Source organism: Croceitalea sp. W27 (assembly GCF_055693185.1).
This window is the reverse complement of sequence record NZ_CM146327.1, coordinates 2,742,577-2,762,309: the sequence shown is the minus strand read 5'-3', so window position 1 is coordinate 2,762,309 and position 19,733 is coordinate 2,742,577. Positions and strand designations below refer to the sequence as shown.

The window sequence follows — 19,733 nt, the reverse complement described above, 5'->3', positions numbered from 1 at the left end:
GTTATGGCATATCAAAATCCACAACCAGAAAATTGGACAGGAAGGGTTTCCAACCGAGAGCTTTATTTACATGAAAAAGTGAAGTTAGTATCGGCTTCATCATTGCCAAAAGCCGAAGAAAAAACTATTGCGATTTTAGGTTATTCCTGCGACGAAGGGGTAAAAAGAAATCAGGGAAGGGTTGGTGCAAAAGAAGGTCCAAATGCAATACGAAAGGCCTTGTCCAAAATGCCCAACCACTTATCCAATACTGAGCATGTTTTTGATGTTGGAGATATTGTTTGTTTTGATACTGATATGGAAAAAGCCCAAGAACTACTCTCAGAGCAAGTTTTTGCCTTACTGCAAAAAAATACCTTTCCTATTCTCCTAGGTGGCGGACATGATATTGCTTATGGTCAATACAATGGTATTAAAAAGTACCTAGCTTCAAAAAATAAGAACCATACTATTGGAATTATAAATTTTGATGCGCATTTTGATTTGCGTGCAAACCTTGACGGAAGTAATTCTGGCACTCCTTTTTATCAAATAGCAAAAGAGAATACTACATTCAAATACTTTTGTTTGGGAATTCGAAAAGATGCGAATGATGCCCAACTTTTTAAAACTGCCAAAGAATTCAAAGTTGATTATGTGCTAAGAAACAAGTTCGCCCTATTTAATTTAAAGGCCATACTAAAACAACTGCAAATCTTTATTGATACCGTTGACAAAGTTTATGTCACCATTGATTTAGATGGCTTTTCTTCAGCTTATGCTCCGGGAGTTAGCGCAGCATCTCCTATGGGCTTCGAGCCTAATGTTGTGATGGCCTGTTTAAAAATAATCTTAGCCTCCAAAAAGGTAATCAGTATTGACATGGCCGAGATGAATCCTAAATATGACAGGGATGGGCAAACCGCAAAACTCGCTGCTTCTTTAGTGCATCATGTAATTCACACCAAGTTTTAAACACAAAAAAAGCCTCCCAAAAGGAAAGCCTTTCATTGGTTTGCAAATTAATGCAATACCTAGCTTTAATTCTGTGTATCGAATTAAAGCCCAACACAACACTACAAAGATAGTAAAGCTTTTACTTTTAAAATAAAAAAGTGGATTCGACTTCTATCAAGGCTATAATTTACCTAAAACAATCTTTTAACTCGTTTGTAAATTCTACCGACTAAAAAAGGGCTTCACCAGTTGGCAAAACCCTTTTACGAGAACACTATATGAAAATGAAAAAATTTACTTTCTTAATTAGTAACAAGATAAAAGTATACTGAAACAGTGGTAATACATAAAAAATGATGTGAACTCATAGATTGTTATGGTTTAATCCCATAATTTTAGTGGTAAGCCATTTTTTTTGAAATGAAAATTAGAATTAAAGGAAATACAATACGGTTTAGATTAACCAAATCTGAAGTACAAAAGCTTTGTAGTACAGGCCATATAGAAGATAAAACCGAATTTTTAAATCAAGACTTTGTTTATGCAGTTGAATTATCAAAAAAGCATGATACCCAAAGTGTAAGCTTTTACGATAATAAAATCATATGTTATCTGCCCTACAACATTGGCTACGATTGGTACAATACAAATGAAGTTGGTTTTGAAAATGTACAAAAACTAACTAAGAACAAAACTCTCTTTATACTTATAGAAAAGGATTTTGCATGTTTAGATAATAGACTAGAAGATCAATCCGATAATTACCCTAATCCAAAATCGACTGAAACTTAAATTCGGCTCCCTATGAAAAAAGATAGTAAGAGAAAGGTTTCTTATACCGGTAAAATAGCCTTCACAGGGCTTGAATTAAGAGAACCTGTCACCCATGCCGCAGGTTTATTGGGTGTAAAGGAGGCATTACGCCATGGTTTTAAGGAAATGGGAATAGTAAGGTCAATGAAGAGCTTGTTGGAAATGAACCAAAAAGACGGCTTCGACTGCCCAAGTTGCGCCTGGCCAGACCCAGAAAAACCTTCAAAAATTGCAGAGTATTGCGAAAATGGTGCAAAAGCCCTAGCTGATGAAGCCACTACCTCAAAAGCCAATATAGACTTCTTTAAAAAACACTCTGTGGAAGAACTTTCTCAACTCACAGATTATGAGCTCAACAAAGTTGGAAGATTGGTAGAGCCCCTTGTGCTAAAGCCTGAAAGTAGTCATTACGAACCCATTACTTGGCAAAACGCGTTTGACTTAATAGCCCAAGAATTAAAAAAATTAGATTCCCCAGATGAAGCTATTTTTTATACCTCTGGCCGCTCTAGTAACGAAGCTGCCTTTTTATATGGAATGTTCGCCCGTGCGCTGGGTACTAACAATATGCCCGATTGCTCTAATATGTGTCATGAAAGTAGCGGTGTAGCACTGGGTGAAACTTTAGGAATTGGCAAAGGCTCCATAAAATTAGAGGATTTGTATGGAGCAGAAGTGGTCATTGTTGCAGGGCAAAACCCAGGCACAAATCATCCGAGAATGTTAACCGCCTTAGAAAAATGTAAGAAAAAGGGAGGTACGGTTATTAGTATAAATCCATTAGAGGAAACTGGGCTCATCAATTTTCGAAATCCGCAAAATTTAAAAGGTCTGGTAGGTAATGGCACAGATTTAGCCGATATTCATTTACAGGTAAAAATCAATCAAGATATTGCTTTGGTCAAATTAATTTTAAAACGATTGGCAAAGCTTGACGCTATAGACAAATCGGTTTTTGATCACGACTTTATCAATACCTATGTACAAGGATATAATGAGTTATTAGAGGATATCAATAGCTATGATGAAAAAGACTTACTGGAAAAATGTGGCGTTCTTGAAGAAAAAATAAACCAAACTGTAGCGCTGCTGGCCAAAAAATCCAAAATTGTTGTCTGTTGGGCAATGGGCCTTACCCAACATAAAAATGGCGTTGAAAATATACGGGAATATGTAAATCTCCTTCTTTTAAAAGGCGCTATTGGAAAACCCTTTGCCGGCACTTGCCCAGTTCGTGGTCACAGTAATGTGCAAGGTGATCGCTCTGTTGGTATTCAACATTTTGTAAATACCGAGTTAAACGCAACTATTGAAAAACACCTAGGCTTCATACCACCGGCAAAGGAAGGGGTAGATACGGTTGGGGCCATGAAGGCCATGCATGAAGGCAAAGCCAAGGTATTTATGTGCTTAGGTGGTAATTTTCTAATGGCCGCATCAGATACAAAATATACAGCCGAGGCATTGCAAAAGTGTGAGCTTACTGTGCAAGTTAGCACCAAATTAAATCGCACCCATTTGGTTACTGGGAAAACTGCTTTGATTTTACCAACTTTAGGACGTTCAGAAAAGGATTTAAAAAATGGAAAACAACGGAATTTTACCGTTGAGAATAGTATGGGGCGGGTTACACAGTCGAAAGGGATATTAAAACCTGCTTCAGAAAACCTAATGAGCGAACCTGAAATTATTGCCAACCTGGCGCATACTTTTTTTGAAGGCAAACATGCGATGGATTGGAAAACACTTGGTCAAGATTATGGTCTGGTGCGGCAACTTATTGATAAGGTCATCAAAGGTTTTGAAAAAACCGACGAACGTTCTAAAGGTGTGGGGTACTATTTACCCAATAACGTTCGCGAATTGGATTTTAGCAAATTACCCAACGGAAAGGCGCAATTGGCCATTAATAGATTACCTAAGCATGATTTAAAGACCAATGAATTTATGCTCATGACCATACGCTCACATGACCAGTTTAACACCACTATTTATGGATTGGACGACAGATATCGTGGGGTTTACAATGAAAGAAGAGTATTGTTTATGAACGAAAAAGATATGGAAAGGCAACAGCTACAAAAACGGGATGTCGTGAATATCGCAAGCAACTATAATGATACCAAAAGGGTTGCGCACAATTTTATTATCGTACCCTATAAAATTCCAAAGGGAAATTTGGCTGCCTATTTTCCGGAGACAAATGTTTTAGTGCCCCACAATCATTTTGCAGATAGAAGCAAAACCCCGATTAGCAAGTCGATTAAAGTAAGGATTCATAAAATAGAATCTTGACCTATTCAACTAGCGATTGTTTCAAGTGCATTGACCAAATAATCAATATCTTTTTTGGTGATATAAATAGCAAAAGATAATCTGAGGGCATTGAGCCCGTGACTACTCATGGGCCTACAATCAATACCATGCTTTGCCCAAAGGCTTTGTTTTACCTCTTTTACATTTTTTCCGTTTACCTCAACTACTTGTATTGCCGAAGAAAGTTGATTGGAAACAGGACTCTTTAAAGTAAAACGATTATCATTTTTTAATTTCGAACGGAAGTAAGACTTAAGTTCAAAACTCCGTTTATGTATTTCATCGGCTCCTATGGTATTATGAAAATCGACAGAAGCCCCTAAGCCCAAAACCTCTGGAAGATTTCGTGTGTTATAATTCTCCAATCGGCGAATACTCTGGTCTTGATAACCCCTAGCGACCATTAGAGGTTTTAGATATTTTTGACTTTCTTGTTTTGCATAAAAAATACCGACTCCCTTAGGTGAAAAAAGCCATTTATGTGAACTAGCAGTATAAAAATCACAGCCTAGATCTTTTAAATCGATTGTAAACATTCCTGCAGATTGTGCGCCATCTACTGCAACTAAAATCCCTTTTTCATGTGCCATTTTTGACACCTCTTTTACAGGTAATATCATCCCATTGGTATTGACGATATGGCACATGGATATTAGCTTTGTTTTAGGTGTAATTGCCTTTCTATAAACTGTGGTCAATTCCTCAATACTTTTGGGTAGAATAGGTAATTCTGGTCGCACCAATTTGACACCTTTAGTTTCTTGCCAAACTTCCCAAGGAATGGTTCCGCTTGCGTGTTCATGATTGGCCAGAATAATTTCATCTCCTGGTTGCAAATCAAAACTTCTAGCGATAAGATTCATGCCCTCAGTAGTATTATGAATCAATGCGATTTCTTCGTCAGTAACAGAGAATAAATTAGCAACTTTTTGACGTACAGCTTCTTTTTCATTTGACCATCCTCCCCACATATATTTGGATGGAAAACCATCCAGTAGATTTCTGAACTTTTGGGTTTCTTGTTGAATTTTAACTGATGAAGCTCCAAGAGAAGCATTATTAAAATATCTTAGCCCTTCTGCTAAGTTGAATTGAGATTTTACAAGCTCCCAGTAGGCTTCAGTATTAGCATCTCCTTCAAAAATACCTTCAGCCTTCCAATCATCTTTTAAGGTATTTCCGAATACGGGCATTGTCATCGATGCTAAGGCACCTTGACCAAAACGTTTTAAAAACTTTCTTCTATTTTCAGAATCCATCACTCTTTTCTTTATACACCTGCTACGATGTTAAAAGTACAAGAGAAATTCTTAAGACCGATAAATTTATTTGAATGCTTGATGCCCCGTAATATCAGCACCAGTGATTAATAAATGGATGTCATGAGTACCTTCATAAGTAATCACACTTTCAAGGTTCATCATATGCCGCATAATACTATACTCGCCAGTGATACCCATTCCGCCTAACATTTGCCTGGCTTCACGTGCAATTTTAATGGCCATATCAACATTATTACGTTTGGCCATAGAAATTTGAGCCGTAGTAGCTCTGCCTTTATTCTTTAATTGCCCCAAACGAAAAGCCAATAATTGAGCTTTAGTGATTTCGGTAATCATTTCAGCTAATTTTTTTTGTTGTAGCTGAAAAGCAGCAATTGGCTTTCCAAACTGAATACGTTCTTTGGCATATCTTAGAGCAGTGTCGTAACAATCCATAGCCGCACCGATAGCACCCCATGCAATACCATAACGAGCAGAATCCAAACAACCAAGCGGTGCTCCAAGTCCAGATTTATTGGGTAATAAATTTTCTTTAGGCACTTTTACATTGTCAAAAATAAGTTCACCCGTAGCGGAAGCGCGTAAAGACCATTTATTATGTGTTTCGGGCGTTGAAAAACCTTCCATATCACGCTCTACAATTAGACCATGTATTCTGCCTTCTTCATTCTTGGCCCACACAACGGCAACATCGGCAAAAGGAGAATTTGAAATCCATAATTTAGCGCCATTCAACAAATAATGGTCGCCCATATCTTTGTATTTGGTTTCCATACCACCCGGGTTTGACCCATGATTCGGCTCCGTAAGTCCGAAACAGCCCATCCATTCTCCTGTAGCCAGTTTTGGCAAATATTTTTTACGCTGCTCTTCTGTACCATATGTAAAAATAGGATACATTACCAACGAAGACTGTACCGAAGCTGTAGACCGAACACCACTATCGCCACGTTCTATTTCTTGCATTATTAAGCCATAACTGATTTGGTCAAGACCTGCCCCACCATATTCTTCTGGAATATACGGACCAAAAGCACCGATTTCTGCCAAACCTCCGATAATCTGTTTTGGAAATTCTGCCTTTTGGGCATAGTCTTCAATAATTGGGGAGATATCACGCTTTACCCATTGGCGAGCAGCATCGCGAACCAATTTGTGTTCTTCAGAAAGTAAATCGTCTAAATTATAATAATCAGGAGCTTCAAATAAATCAGGCTTCATGCAAAAAAATTTTACCAAAGGTACTAATGATATGTAACATTTCACATCACCTCTGTTACATTTTCAAGTAGAAAGCTTTTGTTAATTCTTGATACTCTTGCGTATATTCATGTCTCCTTATTTCAATAACAAGCTCATCTTCATGAATCTCATTTTCTTCAAATGAAAATTGCAATAAGCTTCTTTTTATTTCTGAATCTGGACTCCCTTTTATCCGTGTAATTCGATTAGCATATAAATTAGACTTTAAGGCTAGAGAACAAAATTCTTTCTCCTCTTTAAAAGGAATAATAGTAGCAAAGCTACCGTTTGAAGAAAGTAACTTTTCCGCTGCCCTTAAAAGCATATCAAAAGGTAATGCTAAATTTTGTCTCGCATTGTCCCGTGCTTTATCACCACTAGAGACGTCTTCCGAATAAAATGGTGGATTTGAAACAATTAAATCATAACTATCATCCATTTCCTCAACAAATTCTTGCAGACTTGCATGATAGCAGAAAAGTCTGTCTCCCCAAGGGGAAGCTTCAAAATTCTCAACACATTGCTCATACGCATCATCATCCAACTCAATAGCGTCTATGGTTTCTGCTGTTGAACGTTGAGCAAGTTGTAATGCAATTAACCCAGTGCCTGCTCCAATATCCAAGACTGATTCAGGATTATTTTCTAATGTTGTCCATGCTCCAAGCAAGACCCCATCTGTGCCTACCTTCATAGCGCATCGGTCTTGATTAATGGTAAATTCTTTAAACTTAAAGGGTTTGGACATTAATTTAGAAATTACAAAATCACTTTATGATTATTAACACACTTCGACAAGCTCAGTGTGACCAATACACTTAAAAATCTTGTGTTTGAATTTGACGCTTGAATTTGAACTTAATTAGTACCCAATATACAAATCAACCAAACCCTCCGGTGTAGTAACATAGATTTTTTTAGATGCTCTATCCACTTTGGTAATGATATCGTCCGTTACCGGAATCAGCAATTCTTTATTCCCCTTTTTGGCTTCAAAAAGCACCTGTGATGCAGAATCGTTGATCGATTGTATCACCCCAATATCGCCGTGAACTTCGTCCATCAAAGTAAATCCTATGACTTCATGAAAATAAAACTTGTTGCCACTGAGTTTTGGAAGCATTGCAAGCGGTAAATACAATTCTGCACCTAAAATTCTATCCGCAGCAGATTCATCTTTTACTTCTTCAAAGTCAATACGAAGTAAGGTTGATTTATGTAAACGACATCTATCAATAAAAAATGGAACCAGATTGTTCCCTAGTGAAACAAAAACTGATTCCATGTTTTCGTAAATCTCCGGTTCATCGGTATCGATTTTAGCCAATACCTCCCCTTTGAAACTATATTTTGAAACGACTTTGCCTAGGTAGAAACAATCTTCCTTGTGCATAGCCTTATACTTCTATTCTTCTTCTGAGCTAGCCTCTGGAGCAGCTTCTTCGGCTTTAGCTTCTACTTTTGCAGGAGCTTCTTCCTTAACTTCTTCTACGGCCTCAGCTACTTCCTCTTTAACCTCTTCTGCAACTTCAGTTGCCTCTGCAGCAACTTCTTCTACAACTGGCGTACTTTCTTCAACTACTTCTTCTGCAGCTTCTTCAACTTCCGGCAATGCAGCAGCGGCTCTTTTTTCGCTAAATTCTTTTTCGGCTTCTAGTGCTTTTGCTTTCGCATCTGCCTGTGCCTTATCAAGACCATCTACTTTAGCAGCAACCGACTTTTCTTTCTCGGCTACCCAAGCTTGAAATTTTTCTTCAGCCTGCTCTTCGGTAAATGCTCCTTTACGAACACCACCCAATAAGTGATGCTTCATAAGCACTCCTTTGTATGACAAAATTGCCCTTGCAGTATCTGTAGGTTGTGCTCCATTGCTTAACCATTGAACAGAACTGTCTACATTTACATTAATCGTAGCAGGGTTTGTATTAGGATTATAAGTTCCTAATTTTTCCAAAAATTTACCGTCTCTTTTTGCGCGAGAATCCGCAGCAACGATCCAATAGAATGGTTTTCCTTTTTTACCGTGGCGTTGCAATCTAATTTTTACTGGCATATCACATTAATTTGTAGGGTGCCCGACCCAGATTATTAATTCTTTTAATCACTTTATGTACAAAGCGGGTGCAAAAATACATTTAATTTTAAAATATTCAACTATTACAGCCTTAGAAAGTTAAATCTCTTTAACACTACGGCCCCGATCCTCTAAATCTTTGTTAAACCCCTGTATTTACTTGACTTTTTGCAAAAAAGCTGTAAGTTAAATAGTGTAGTTATTGATAGACAATAACAGATGAATTAAAAATGAAGATGAATATTATGAAGTACACAATTGAAATGTCGAACAAATTAAACGATTTATTAGAAAGAACCTATGACGCCGAAAAAGGCTTTAAGCAAGTAGCGGAAAAGGTAAACAATACGATTATCAAAGAATTCTTTACAAAAAGAGCTCAACAACGATATGATTTCGGGCATGAGCTAAAGGCTGAAATCAAAGCGTTTGGCCAAGAGCCAGAAAAAGGAGGAAGCTTAAAAGGAAAATTACACAGAACGTGGATTGATTTCAAATCGTTATTTAACAACGAAAATGAAGAAGCAATGTTAGAAGAGGTAAAACGTGGTGAAGAAGAAGCCATTGAAACCTACAATGACATCTTACATGACAAAGAGTTCGTATTACCACCATCCACTGAAAGTTTATTAATGAGACAGCGCAATGCTATTAGAGAAACGCTCGAAACGGCCGACCTCTATGAAAATGCAGTCTCATAATAGGTTGTTTTGATTGATTGATACGTAAAAGCTGGGCAAATGCCCAGCTTTTTTTGGTTGATAACTCATTACAACTCTCCTTCACCTAAATAAGCTTTTTAGCTATTTTTATTCCTAACTTTTTAATAGGTTCTCGCCTCCGCCCGAACTGACAGATTTAAATATATGTACCTAATCTTCGATACCGAAACCACTGGTCTTCCCAAACGTTGGGACGCCCCTATAACCGATACTGATAATTGGCCACGTTGCATACAAATTGCATGGCAATTACATGATGGGCTTGGTGATCTCATAGAGCATCAAGATTATTTGGTACAACCAGAAGGGTTTAATATTCCTTATGAAGCAGAACAGATCCACGGAATTTCTACAGGGCTAGCGGAACAAGAAGGAATTCCCTTAAATGAGGTTCTAGAACGTTTTAATGAAGCCTTGGCCAAAGCCAAATTCGTAGTCGGGCAAAATGTTGGCTTCGACATTAACATTATGGGAGCGGAGTTCCATCGAGAAAACGTTACCAATCCCTTACAAGATTTACCCGTTTTGGATACTTGTACGGAACATACGGCCCAACTCTGCCAAATACCAGGAGGGCGTGGAGGTAAATTCAAGCTTCCTACCCTTACGGAACTTCATGAGTATCTTTTTAATGAACCTTTTGCCGAAGCCCACAATGCAACCGCAGATGTTGAAGCAACAACCCGCTGTTTTTTAGAGCTAGTAAGAAGAAAACAATATACCAAGGAGCAGTTAGACGTTCAACCCGATTATTTTCAGAATTTTTCGGAAGCAAATCCGCAAGAAATTCCGCTTATTGGATTAAAGCACATTAACCTAAAGAAAGCATCAAAAAAAATAGCTGATACCCTTTGGAATAGGGATACCGGTGGAATATCGGAACAAGAGCTTAAGGAAAATGCTAAAGATTTAGCCGGTGTTGATTTTGTACACCTGCATAATCACTCGCAGTTTTCTGTTTTGCAATCTACAATGTCGATGAAAGAACTGGTAAAGCAAACCGCTGACGCCAATATGCCGGCAGTAGCTTTAACAGATCATGCCAATATGATGGGCGCCTTTCATTTTGTAAAAGAAGTAAAAGCGCATAATAAAACGGTTGCTGAAAAAAATGCCGAGGCCAAAGAAAAAGGAGAGCCAGAGATAGCTAAAAACATTACCCCGATTATTGGCTGTGAGTTTTTTGTTTGTGAAGACCATACCAATAAAAATGTAAAAGACTACGGATACCAGATTGTAATGCTGGCCAAAAACAAAAACGGCTACCACAACTTGGCAAAAATGTCTTCTATTGCCTATACCGACGGATTTTATTACGTTCCAAGAATTGATAAAAAGGTAATACAGCAATACAAAGAAGATATCATTGTACTCTCTGGAAACCTGTATGGAGAAATACCCGGCAAAGTACTCAATGTGGGCGAAAAACAAGCCGAAGATGCCTTATCATGGTGGAAACAAGAATTTGGAGAGGACTTCTATCTTGAAATCATGCGCCATGGGCAAGAAGATGAAGACCGTGTCAATAAGGTACTTTTAGAATTTGCTAAAAAACATGAGGTAAAACTAGTTGCATCGAACAACACCTATTACGGTAACAAAGAAGATGCAGAAGCCCATGATATTCTGTTATGCGTAAAAGATGGCGAAAAACAGACCACACCCATAGGTAGGGGGCGTGGTTACCGCTATGGACTACCTAACCAAGAATACTACTTCAAGTCTTCTGATGAAATGAAGACCTTATTCAAAGACATTCCAGAAGCTATATTAAATCTGCAAGAGATTGTAAGCAAAGTAGAAGCTTTTGATCTGGCCCGTGACGTTTTGTTACCCGAGTTTGATATTCCTACCGAGTTTAAGGTAGAAGAAGATGCAATTGATGGAGGCAAAAGAGGTGAAAATGCATATCTAAAACACATCACCTACAAAGGAGCAAAAGAACGCTATGGGGAGATAACAGATGAAATTAAAGAACGAATAGATTTTGAGCTAAAAACTATAGAAAACTCCGGTTATCCAGGTTATTTTTTAATTGTAGAAGATTTTATTCGCGAAGCACGTAATATGGATGTTTCCGTTGGGCCTGGTCGTGGTTCGGCAGCAGGTTCCGTAGTTGCATACTGTTTAAAAATCACCAATATAGACCCGCTTAAGTACGATTTACTTTTTGAGCGATTCCTAAATCCAGATAGGGTTTCAATGCCAGATATCGATATTGATTTTGATGATGAGGGTCGTGGTCGGGTTATGGAGTATGTCATCAATAAATACGGCGCCAACCAAGTAGCTCAGATTATTACTTACGGTACTATGGCGGCTAAATCATCCATTAGAGATACCGCTCGTGTTTTAGATTTACCGTTGAATGATGCCGACCGTATTGCCAAGCTGATTCCGACCATGTCTAAATTAGGTAAGATTTTTGGGCAGTCGGATGCGGACTTAAAAAAGAAATTTAGAGCTGATGACCTAGATAAGGTTCATCAATTGCTCAATATTTCAGAAGGAGATGATTTAGAAGGTAGAACTGTAAATATGGCCCGTGTTCTAGAAGGGTCATTGCGAAATACAGGAATACATGCTTGTGGCGTTATTATTACACCAGATGATATTACCAATTTCGTACCAGTTGCCACCGCAAAAGATTCTGATTTATATGTCACCCAGTTTGATAACTCCGTAGTAGAAAGTGCCGGGCTTCTAAAGATGGATTTCTTAGGATTAAAAACCTTGACACTTATTAAAGACACGGTTAAAATTGTAAAAGCAAGAACCGGTGAAGATTTGATGCCTGATGATTTTCCTCTAGATGATGAGAAAACTTATGAATTGTTTCAACGTGGTGATACGGTTGGTATATTTCAATACGAATCCCCAGGGATGCAAAAGCACATGAAAAATCTTAAACCTTCGGTTTTTGATGATCTCATTGCCATGAACGCTTTGTATCGTCCAGGACCAATGGAATACATTCCCAGTTTTATCGCCCGTAAACATGGTGAGGAAGAGATAACCTATGACCTTCCGGAAATGGAGGAGTATCTAAAAGACACCTATGGAATTACGGTTTATCAAGAGCAGGTGATGCGCTTGTCACAAAAGATTGCAGGTTTCTCTAAAGGCGATGCCGATGTGTTACGAAAGGCCATGGGGAAGAAGATATTTGCCCTACTACAAAAATTAAAACCGCAATTTTTAGATGGCGGAGAAAAGAACGGACACCCAAGGGAAATTCTGGAGAAAATATGGAAAGATTGGGAAGCCTTCGCATCTTATGCATTTAATAAAAGTCATTCTACCTGCTACGCATACATTGCTTACCAAACAGCCTATCTTAAGGCCCACTACCCTGCCGAGTATATGGCTGCGGTTTTGTCTAACAATATGAACGACATTAAGCAGGTAACTTTCTTTATGGAAGAATGTAAACGCATGGGCCTAGATGTACTTGGCCCTGATGTAAACGAATCGTTCTATAAATTTGCGGTAAACAAAGACTACGCCGTGCGTTTCGGTATGGGTGCCATAAAAGGAGTTGGCCGTTCTGCCGTACAATCCATTGTAGATGAACGCAAAGAGAATGGCCCCTTCAAATCGGTTTTTGATATGGCCAAACGCATCGATTTACGTGCCGCGAACAAAAAAGCTTTTGAAAATTTAGCAGTTGCTGGTGGATTTGATTCTTTTGGCGATACTTTACGGGCACAATACTTTCATGACGAAGGTGATGGCATTTCGTTTCTTGAAAAAGTAATCAAATACGGCGCAAAGTTTCAAGAAAATGAAAACTCTTCACAAGTCAGTCTATTTGGTGATGCCAGCGAAGTGCAAATTCCAGAACCGACGGTTCCCCCATGCGAAGATTGGGGCACTATGGAAAAACTAAGACGAGAGAAAGAGGTCGTAGGCATTTACCTTTCTGGTCACCCCCTAGATGATTTCAAAAAAGAAATTACCGCTTTCTGTAATACAAGCGTATCAGTTTTTAAAGACGACCTAGATGGCTACGTAAATCGCGAACTGTCTTTTGCGGGCGTGATTACCGATGTGCAACACCGTATTTCTAAAAATGGAAAAGGCTGGGCAGCTTTTACCCTAGAAGATTACACCGATACGTATGAGTTTCGAATTTTTGGGGAAGAATATCTAAAATTCAGGCACTTTTTAATGATCAACTCTTTTGCCTATATCAAAGTATTTGTGCGTGAAGGGTGGACAAATAGAGAAACCGGTAAAAAGGGAGATCCTCGACTTCAATACAATGACTTTAAGCAATTGCAAGACGTCATGGATTCTTATGCAAAGAAACTGACCATAAAACTTGATATTGCTGCCTTGCAAGAAAAACGGATTATGGCCTTAAAAGACACCTTGCGTTCTCATAAAGGCAGTCATCCTTTAAATTTTATTGTTTATGAAATGGAAGAGGAAATAAAATTAAGCCTATCCAGCAGAAAACAAAAAGTAAATATAACAAGTGAATTATTGCATACATTGGAGGAGCAAGAAGTTCATTATAAACTTAATTAATATAAGTTTTACTGATATACCAATAACCAAAACGAATGTTAAATCCGTAAGGAAACACCCCTGTATTTGACTAACTTTGCGAAATAGTAAATAAAAAAACATGGCACTAGAAATAACAGATGCGACTTTTGACGAAGTTGTTTTAAAAAGTGATAAACCAGTAGTAGTAGATTTTTGGGCAGCTTGGTGCGGTCCATGTCGTATGGTTGGTCCAATTATTGACGAAGTAAGTACAGAATACGATGGTAAAGCTGTTGTTGGTAAGGTAGATGTAGATGCAAACCAACAATTCGCAGCCAAATACGGCGTACGTAACATTCCAACGGTATTGGTTTTCAAAGATGGCGAAATCGTTAGTCGTCAAGTAGGGGTATCTCCTAAGAAAGTATATACCGATGCTATCGATGCCTTATTATAATAGTTAGCAATCGTTAAATTTTAGAAAAGGTCTGGCCATTGCCAGACCTTTTTATTTTATCTTAGTTTTTCATGGATATCAAGTCTGAGCTAAATAAGGCCAAACTATTTTCTAATCTTGAACTTTTGGCAAAGCAAGTTGTCGAAGGCTTTATCAGTGGCATCCATAAAAGTCCGTTTCACGGATTTTCTTCAGAATTTGCCGAGCATAAAATTTACAATACCGGAGAAAGCACCAAACACATAGATTGGAAACTTTTCGCTCGCACCGATAAACTATACACTAAGCGTTACGAAGAGGAAACCAATTTGCGTTGCCATATGATTTTGGATAATTCGGCCTCAATGTACTACCCCAAAGTCAAAAACTTAGCAATCGATAATTTAAATAAGATAGGTTTTGGTGTTTTGGCTATTGCATCTTTAATGAATATCCTTAAAAAGCAAAGAGATGCTGTTGGTTTAAGTATTTATTCTGATACCTATAGTTTTTATGTAAACGAAAAAAGTAGTGAACGCCATTTTCAAATGCTCTTGGACAAACTCAACACTGTTGTTTTAAACGAAAATCCGGCAGAAGACACCCGGTCTTATCATTATTTACATCAGATTACAGAAAAACTCAAACGTCGAAGTTTAATTTTTCTTTTTTCGGATATGTTTCAAACAGAAGTTGAAGAAACTAAACTTTTTGAAGCCCTTCGTCATCTAAAATATAACAAGCACGAAGTAGTGCTCTTTCACATATTGGACAGAAACCGTGAACTAAACTTTAATTTTGACAATAGCCCTAAGCGTTTTCTTGATGTAGAAACCGGTAAACATATTGACCTGTATGCAGAAAATATCAAACAACGTTACGAAGAAAAAGTAACCGATTATTTAAGAAACTTAAAACTTAAATGCTCACAATACAAAATAAAATATGTAGAAGTAGATGTTGCTTCTAATTTTTCCAACGTGTTGAACACCTTTATGACGGAACGTCAAAAATTTAATTAGTGAGATTTTATACAAAAAAAGGTTGTTGATATGAAAAAGTGTAGGTATATTTGCCTCCGCTAAAAGCGAGGTCTGGTAGTTCAGTTGGTTAGAATACCTGCCTGTCACGCAGGGGGTCGCGGGTTCGAGTCCCGTCCAGACCGCTCAATAAATAAGGGGCTTCACGAAAGTGAGGCCTTTTGTCGTTTTAAAAATTGCAGACTTTTTGCAGACTTTTATGTTAAAACGCAAATTTTAACATTTCTTCCTATAAATCAATTCATTCTGCATCAAATTTTATTAAAAAACCCACTATCACCTATACTTTACTCATTCTATAGTAAACTTCACTCATTCATATTTTTCTGGTCTCTCTTTATGTTATAGATTTTACAATTAACAAGAATTAAGGCATAATAATTGCAGTTAATTCTTAATATGCCGTGACCTTTAAAAAACAATGCCCCGACTCAGAACCGATTTGACCTACGGATAGTTACTAACGCTAAAAGGTCAACGTATGGAAACAAAACTACTCTCTCAAGAATTATCCGTAGAATTAGAAAGAATCCAATCGATTACGACAGACATTTTAAAACAAAGTGACCTTTCAATTGTACTTTGTAGAAACCTTCTTTTAAAACTAAAAAAAGAAATTTCACACGATATATTTAAAAATGATAAGGAAGAAATCAATTTTTTCAAACAAATTAAACAAGTACCCCTATCCAATCTGGTTTACTTCTTTGAATTAAAATCATTTGAAATCCATTTCCCAAAAGGAGATGAAAACTCTAAAAAGAAATACATCACTAAAAAGTTGAAAAAACTGAATGATTTCTTTACTCAAAACTTAGATTTCATACAATATATTGACCAAGACAAGACCTATTTAGATAGCCACTATTTTACCAGAAAATATTTTAATGAATTCAATATCACTCATGCTAAATATTATTTTCGCGACCCCGATTTTAGTAGTTCCCATGATTTACTTTTGGCAAAATTAAAAGCTAACAGAAGATTGGTCATTTATCTGGAGCAAAGACTCAAGAGTATTGGAAGAAGAAATGGACATACAATTTCCTTTAATAAACAATTAAACTGGACTGCAACTAAAACCGACATGACTGAATTAGCATATGCCTTGAAAAGCAGTGGGGCAATCAACAATGGAAAAGTTAATTTAAAAGAAATTGTTCGGGCCTTGGAAATTACTTTCTCATTTAATTCAGGAGACCCATATAGAAACTACTCTGAAATACAAATCAGAAAAAAAAGTCGAACGAAGTTTTTAGATGAACTCACCTTTGGTTTTATAAGTAATCTAGATAAAGGAAATGAATAAGTCTTACTGCATTTGAAATGTTAAATTTTCACCCAAGTTGGGTAGAACTTGTGAAGTTATTATTTCAAATCAATTCATATTTGTTGAAATTAACGAGGGTATCCACATTTTAATTTGTTAAAAATTAGGGTTCCCATAAATTTCAAAAGATATGCCTACAAGTATTGTTACCACAGAGGATTTAGAGGAGTTTAGAATTAAACTGATCAACGAAATCAAAGAAATACTTATATCACATGGAAGAATAGGAATTGATCATTGGATTAAGTCAGGGCAAGTGATGAACAAACTTGAAATAAGTCCTGGGACCCTTCAAAATTTCAGAGTAAACGGAACTATTCCTTTTTCAAAACTTGGTGGTATCATCTACTATGATGAGGAAAAGATAAATGTGATACTGGAAAACAATGAGGTTAACTTTAAAAGAAAAGCAGCATGAAAATAGCAACTTTTAATATCCAGAATATTTTCCACAGACACTCAGATTTAGTAGAAATGGAACATGAAAAAAAATCCGAGATATGGAGAGAGGAATTTGAGACCCTATTGTTTAGAGAAAATTGTTCGGCAAAAGACTTTATCCGAATGAGAGAGTTGGCAAATCTTTTAGGGTTTCACAAAGCTCCGTTTCAAGAACAATTATCTATGCAAAATATAGATGGTAATTTACATATAAAATCGCCTGGAAAAGTCATGGAAACTAAGGCCACCTATTTAACTGATTGGAATGGCTGGACAAAGCTCAAGTCAGTACCAATTTCCAAAAAAGCCATAAAGAATAAGGCAAAGGTTATTATAGACGTCAATCCAGACATTATTCTATTACAACAAGTAGAAAATAGGCAATCCCTGATCCAGTTTCATGACGTTTTTTTCAATGGGAATGAAAATTCAAGTTATAATGAAATTATGCATATTCAAGGAAATGATGGTATTGGTTTAGGCATGGGTATTCTTTTAAAAAGAGGTTATCATATCAAGTCTATTAAATCCTATTCGAATGAAAGGGATACAATTGGAAATATGCTTTTTAACTCAGACTTTCAACAATACAAAATTAAAACTCCAAAAAACGGAACAGTAGTTTTACTTTCTTGTCAACTAGCAGATGAAAATGCATCCATTGACCTTCGTAAAAGGCAAGCAGAAAAGGTTTCGGAGGTTTATACCAATCTAATGTTGAAGGGATATAAAAATATTATTGTTGTAGGAACATTGAATGCTCCTTCTTATTCAGATTCTATCTCTCCGATTATGGAATCTGGTATATTAGACATTATAAAACACAATTCTTTCAGCGTAATGTCCGATTCAGGTACTGATGCTAGCTATTTTAGAATGGGTGCTTATAGAATGGGTGTTAACATCATGCAAAAAGACTATTTATTGGCATCTCCGAACCTATATAAAGACTTAAAGAAATGTGGAATGAACAGAAAGGGTATGTGGCCTTTGAAAAAACCAGAATGGGTAACCTATGATACTGTAGAGAATGAAAAGGATGCGGCTAGCGACCATCCCTTGCTATGGGCCGAATTCAAATTAGAAGATTCTATTCAACTCTATAAGAAAAGTGCATAGTACTATATGTAAGTTGCCAAAATTATACTTTTAGCTGTAATTTTGGCGACTTATAACCTTTCAAAAAGATGGTTCATTGTTAGCTCGTTTTGTACATACTGATTAGAATATTGATTAGAAACCAATCCATAAGTAGTAATAAAAGTCACAAAAATACTTTTCCTGGTATTGGTGCTTTCAGCAAATTTGTTAGACTTGTTTGCTATTTCGTTTGCATACTTTTTATTTAATGCAAATTCCGTATTGTAAAACTTCATTTCACATAAATTGATGATATTGTCATCCCTATCGATTAACATATCGATTTGTGCCCCTTTGCCATTGCCTTTTTCGATCCAGCTTCCGTGAGTAGAATTGACCCCAGTTATTTTGAGCCCTTCTTTGATTTGTTCTACATGTTTTATGCAAATGGTTTCAAAGCTATATCCCGACCATATTTTGTAGGATTGCTTCCCTTGCATCTTCATCCAAACACCTCCTTTTGAAGGTTTTGTTTTTTCGATGTATTTAATATAGAACATCGAATACTCATCGCTAAGTCGATAAATTGAGTCTTTGACACCTTGATAGGGAAGATAATTTTCTATAAAGCCAGAATCTTCTAACTCTATTAAAGCTTTAGTAAGTCCTCCACCGGAGGGTATGCCGGTTTTAATGGAAATTTCATTTCTTGTAAGTCCTTTTCTTACTGCTGCCAATGATCGAACTATCGATTCATGGTTTTCATAAAATTCAAAGAGGGAAGCAAATACGTTATCAAATTCCGTTCGAAGAAAACCATTTTGAGTAAAACATAATCGATCAAGCGTCTGTGGAACACTTTCCCCTGGTTTTATTTTTTCAAGATAATGAGGAATACCACCGATGGTCATATAGATTTGCAATATATCGTAACGAGAGAATTTTACCTTATTCTCCAGAAGAAGTTGTTCTGTTTCATTTAAATTGAAAGGCTTCAATTGAATGCGTTCGGTTAGTCTATTATGTAAGCCTCCTTTATTATTTACTATATTTTGTATCATGTATGAGGCAGCTGATCCGCAAACAATGACTACAATATCATCCCGCTTTGAAGCATAATTGTTCCAGAAATTATCAAAGGCTGGAAGAAAGTTCGACCGTCTTGAATCCAACCAAGGAAATTCATCAATGAACAGTACCTTTTTCTTTTTTGATTTTAATGTATCAAAGTACTTACCTAAATTATGGAAGGCTTCAATCCAGCTTTTGGGTTCATTGAAGTTTGGTTTTTTATCAAATAGTAGCAGATGAAAATTTGCTAATTGCTCTTTCAACGAAGCACCATGTATACCAGAAAACCTGAATCTTATGTCCTCTTTATAAACACTATCAATCAAAAAGGTTTTTCCAATGCGACGTCTACCATATACCACAATAAGTTCTGGGCGGTTACTTTTCAATGCCGCTTTAAGTATTTCCTTCTCTTCTTGCCTTCCTATTAATGCCCTCATAATTTTATATCTCGC

Annotated in this window: 16 protein-coding genes and 1 tRNA gene; 11 read left to right on the top strand and 6 right to left on the bottom strand. The window is 36.9% G+C overall.

Annotated features, from left to right (window positions below):
* Positions 1–3 precede the first annotated feature (3 nt).
* The 3 genes from hutG to ACZ1GR_RS12415 all read left to right on the top strand — a co-directional run bounded on the left by hutG (position 4) and on the right by ACZ1GR_RS12415 (position 4,044).
* Positions 4–954 (top strand): formimidoylglutamase, encoded by a 951-nt coding sequence (gene hutG / locus ACZ1GR_RS12425; protein ID WP_472609283.1) that lies wholly within the window; start codon positions 4–6, stop codon positions 952–954.
* Positions 955–1,356: 402 nt separating this feature from the next.
* Positions 1,357–1,728: a DUF7009 family protein gene (locus ACZ1GR_RS12420; RefSeq protein ID WP_472609282.1), complete on the top strand. Its 372-nt coding sequence runs from the start codon at positions 1,357–1,359 to the stop codon at positions 1,726–1,728.
* A gap of 12 nt (positions 1,729–1,740) precedes the next feature.
* On the top strand, positions 1,741–4,044 hold the full coding sequence (locus ACZ1GR_RS12415; RefSeq protein ID WP_472609281.1) for an FdhF/YdeP family oxidoreductase: 2,304 nt from the start codon (positions 1,741–1,743) through the stop codon (positions 4,042–4,044).
* 5 nt (positions 4,045–4,049) lie between these two features.
* On the opposite strand, the gene ACZ1GR_RS12410 is transcribed toward ACZ1GR_RS12415, so the two are convergent.
* The 5 genes from ACZ1GR_RS12410 to ACZ1GR_RS12390 form a co-directional block, all read right to left on the bottom strand.
* Positions 4,050–5,324: an aminotransferase class V-fold PLP-dependent enzyme gene (locus ACZ1GR_RS12410; protein ID WP_472609280.1), complete on the bottom strand. Its 1,275-nt coding sequence runs from the start codon at positions 5,322–5,324 to the stop codon at positions 4,050–4,052.
* Positions 5,325–5,390: 66 nt separating this feature from the next.
* Positions 5,391–6,569, bottom strand: a complete 1,179-nt coding sequence (locus tag ACZ1GR_RS12405; RefSeq protein ID WP_472609279.1) for an acyl-CoA dehydrogenase family protein — start codon at positions 6,567–6,569, stop codon at positions 5,391–5,393.
* Between the two features lie 55 nt (positions 6,570–6,624).
* Complete coding sequence (locus tag ACZ1GR_RS12400; protein ID WP_472609278.1) at positions 6,625–7,338, bottom strand: tRNA1(Val) (adenine(37)-N6)-methyltransferase; 714 nt, start codon at positions 7,336–7,338, stop codon at positions 6,625–6,627.
* 114 nt (positions 7,339–7,452) lie between these two features.
* On the bottom strand, positions 7,453–7,983 hold the full coding sequence (gene rimM / locus ACZ1GR_RS12395; RefSeq protein WP_472609277.1) for a ribosome maturation factor RimM: 531 nt from the start codon (positions 7,981–7,983) through the stop codon (positions 7,453–7,455).
* A gap of 12 nt (positions 7,984–7,995) precedes the next feature.
* On the bottom strand, positions 7,996–8,643 hold the full coding sequence (locus ACZ1GR_RS12390) for a 30S ribosomal protein S16 (protein WP_472609276.1): 648 nt from the start codon (positions 8,641–8,643) through the stop codon (positions 7,996–7,998).
* A gap of 266 nt (positions 8,644–8,909) precedes the next feature.
* Here ACZ1GR_RS12390 and ACZ1GR_RS12385 point away from each other — a divergent pair, with 266 nt between their 5' ends.
* The 8 genes from ACZ1GR_RS12385 (at position 8,910) to ACZ1GR_RS12350 (ending at position 18,246) form a co-directional block, all read left to right on the top strand.
* Entirely contained in the window at positions 8,910–9,365 is a 456-nt protein-coding gene (locus ACZ1GR_RS12385) for a ferritin-like domain-containing protein (RefSeq protein ID WP_472609275.1), read from the top strand.
* 165 nt (positions 9,366–9,530) lie between these two features.
* Positions 9,531–13,919, top strand: a complete 4,389-nt coding sequence (gene dnaE / locus ACZ1GR_RS12380) for a DNA polymerase III subunit alpha (protein ID WP_472609274.1) — start codon at positions 9,531–9,533, stop codon at positions 13,917–13,919.
* Positions 13,920–14,019: 100 nt separating this feature from the next.
* The gene (trxA, locus tag ACZ1GR_RS12375) at positions 14,020–14,337 is read left to right on the top strand and encodes a thioredoxin (protein ID WP_339337500.1); all 318 of its coding nucleotides are present in this window, start codon (positions 14,020–14,022) and stop codon (positions 14,335–14,337) included.
* Positions 14,338–14,408: 71 nt separating this feature from the next.
* Positions 14,409–15,338, top strand: coding sequence for a DUF58 domain-containing protein (locus ACZ1GR_RS12370; protein WP_472609273.1), 930 nt, complete (start codon positions 14,409–14,411; stop codon positions 15,336–15,338).
* A 69-nt stretch (positions 15,339–15,407) separates the two neighbouring features.
* A tRNA-Asp gene (locus tag ACZ1GR_RS12365) sits at positions 15,408–15,481 on the top strand.
* A 356-nt stretch (positions 15,482–15,837) separates the two neighbouring features.
* Positions 15,838–16,665 carry an RteC domain-containing protein gene (locus tag ACZ1GR_RS12360; protein WP_472609272.1) on the top strand — a complete coding sequence of 276 codons (828 nt, stop codon included), beginning with the start codon at positions 15,838–15,840 and terminating at the stop codon, positions 16,663–16,665.
* A gap of 151 nt (positions 16,666–16,816) precedes the next feature.
* Entirely contained in the window at positions 16,817–17,104 is a 288-nt protein-coding gene (locus ACZ1GR_RS12355; RefSeq protein ID WP_472609271.1) for a helix-turn-helix domain-containing protein, read from the top strand.
* Entirely contained in the window at positions 17,101–18,246 is a 1,146-nt protein-coding gene (locus ACZ1GR_RS12350; protein WP_472609270.1) for a hypothetical protein, read from the top strand. The genes ACZ1GR_RS12355 and ACZ1GR_RS12350 overlap by 4 nt, the downstream gene beginning before the upstream one ends.
* Positions 18,247–18,296: 50 nt before the next feature.
* Here the strand turns inward: ACZ1GR_RS12350 and ACZ1GR_RS12345 are convergent, their stop codons facing one another.
* Positions 18,297–19,718, bottom strand: a complete 1,422-nt coding sequence (locus tag ACZ1GR_RS12345) for an AAA family ATPase (RefSeq protein WP_472609269.1) — start codon at positions 19,716–19,718, stop codon at positions 18,297–18,299.
* Positions 19,719–19,733: the final 15 nt, after the last annotated feature.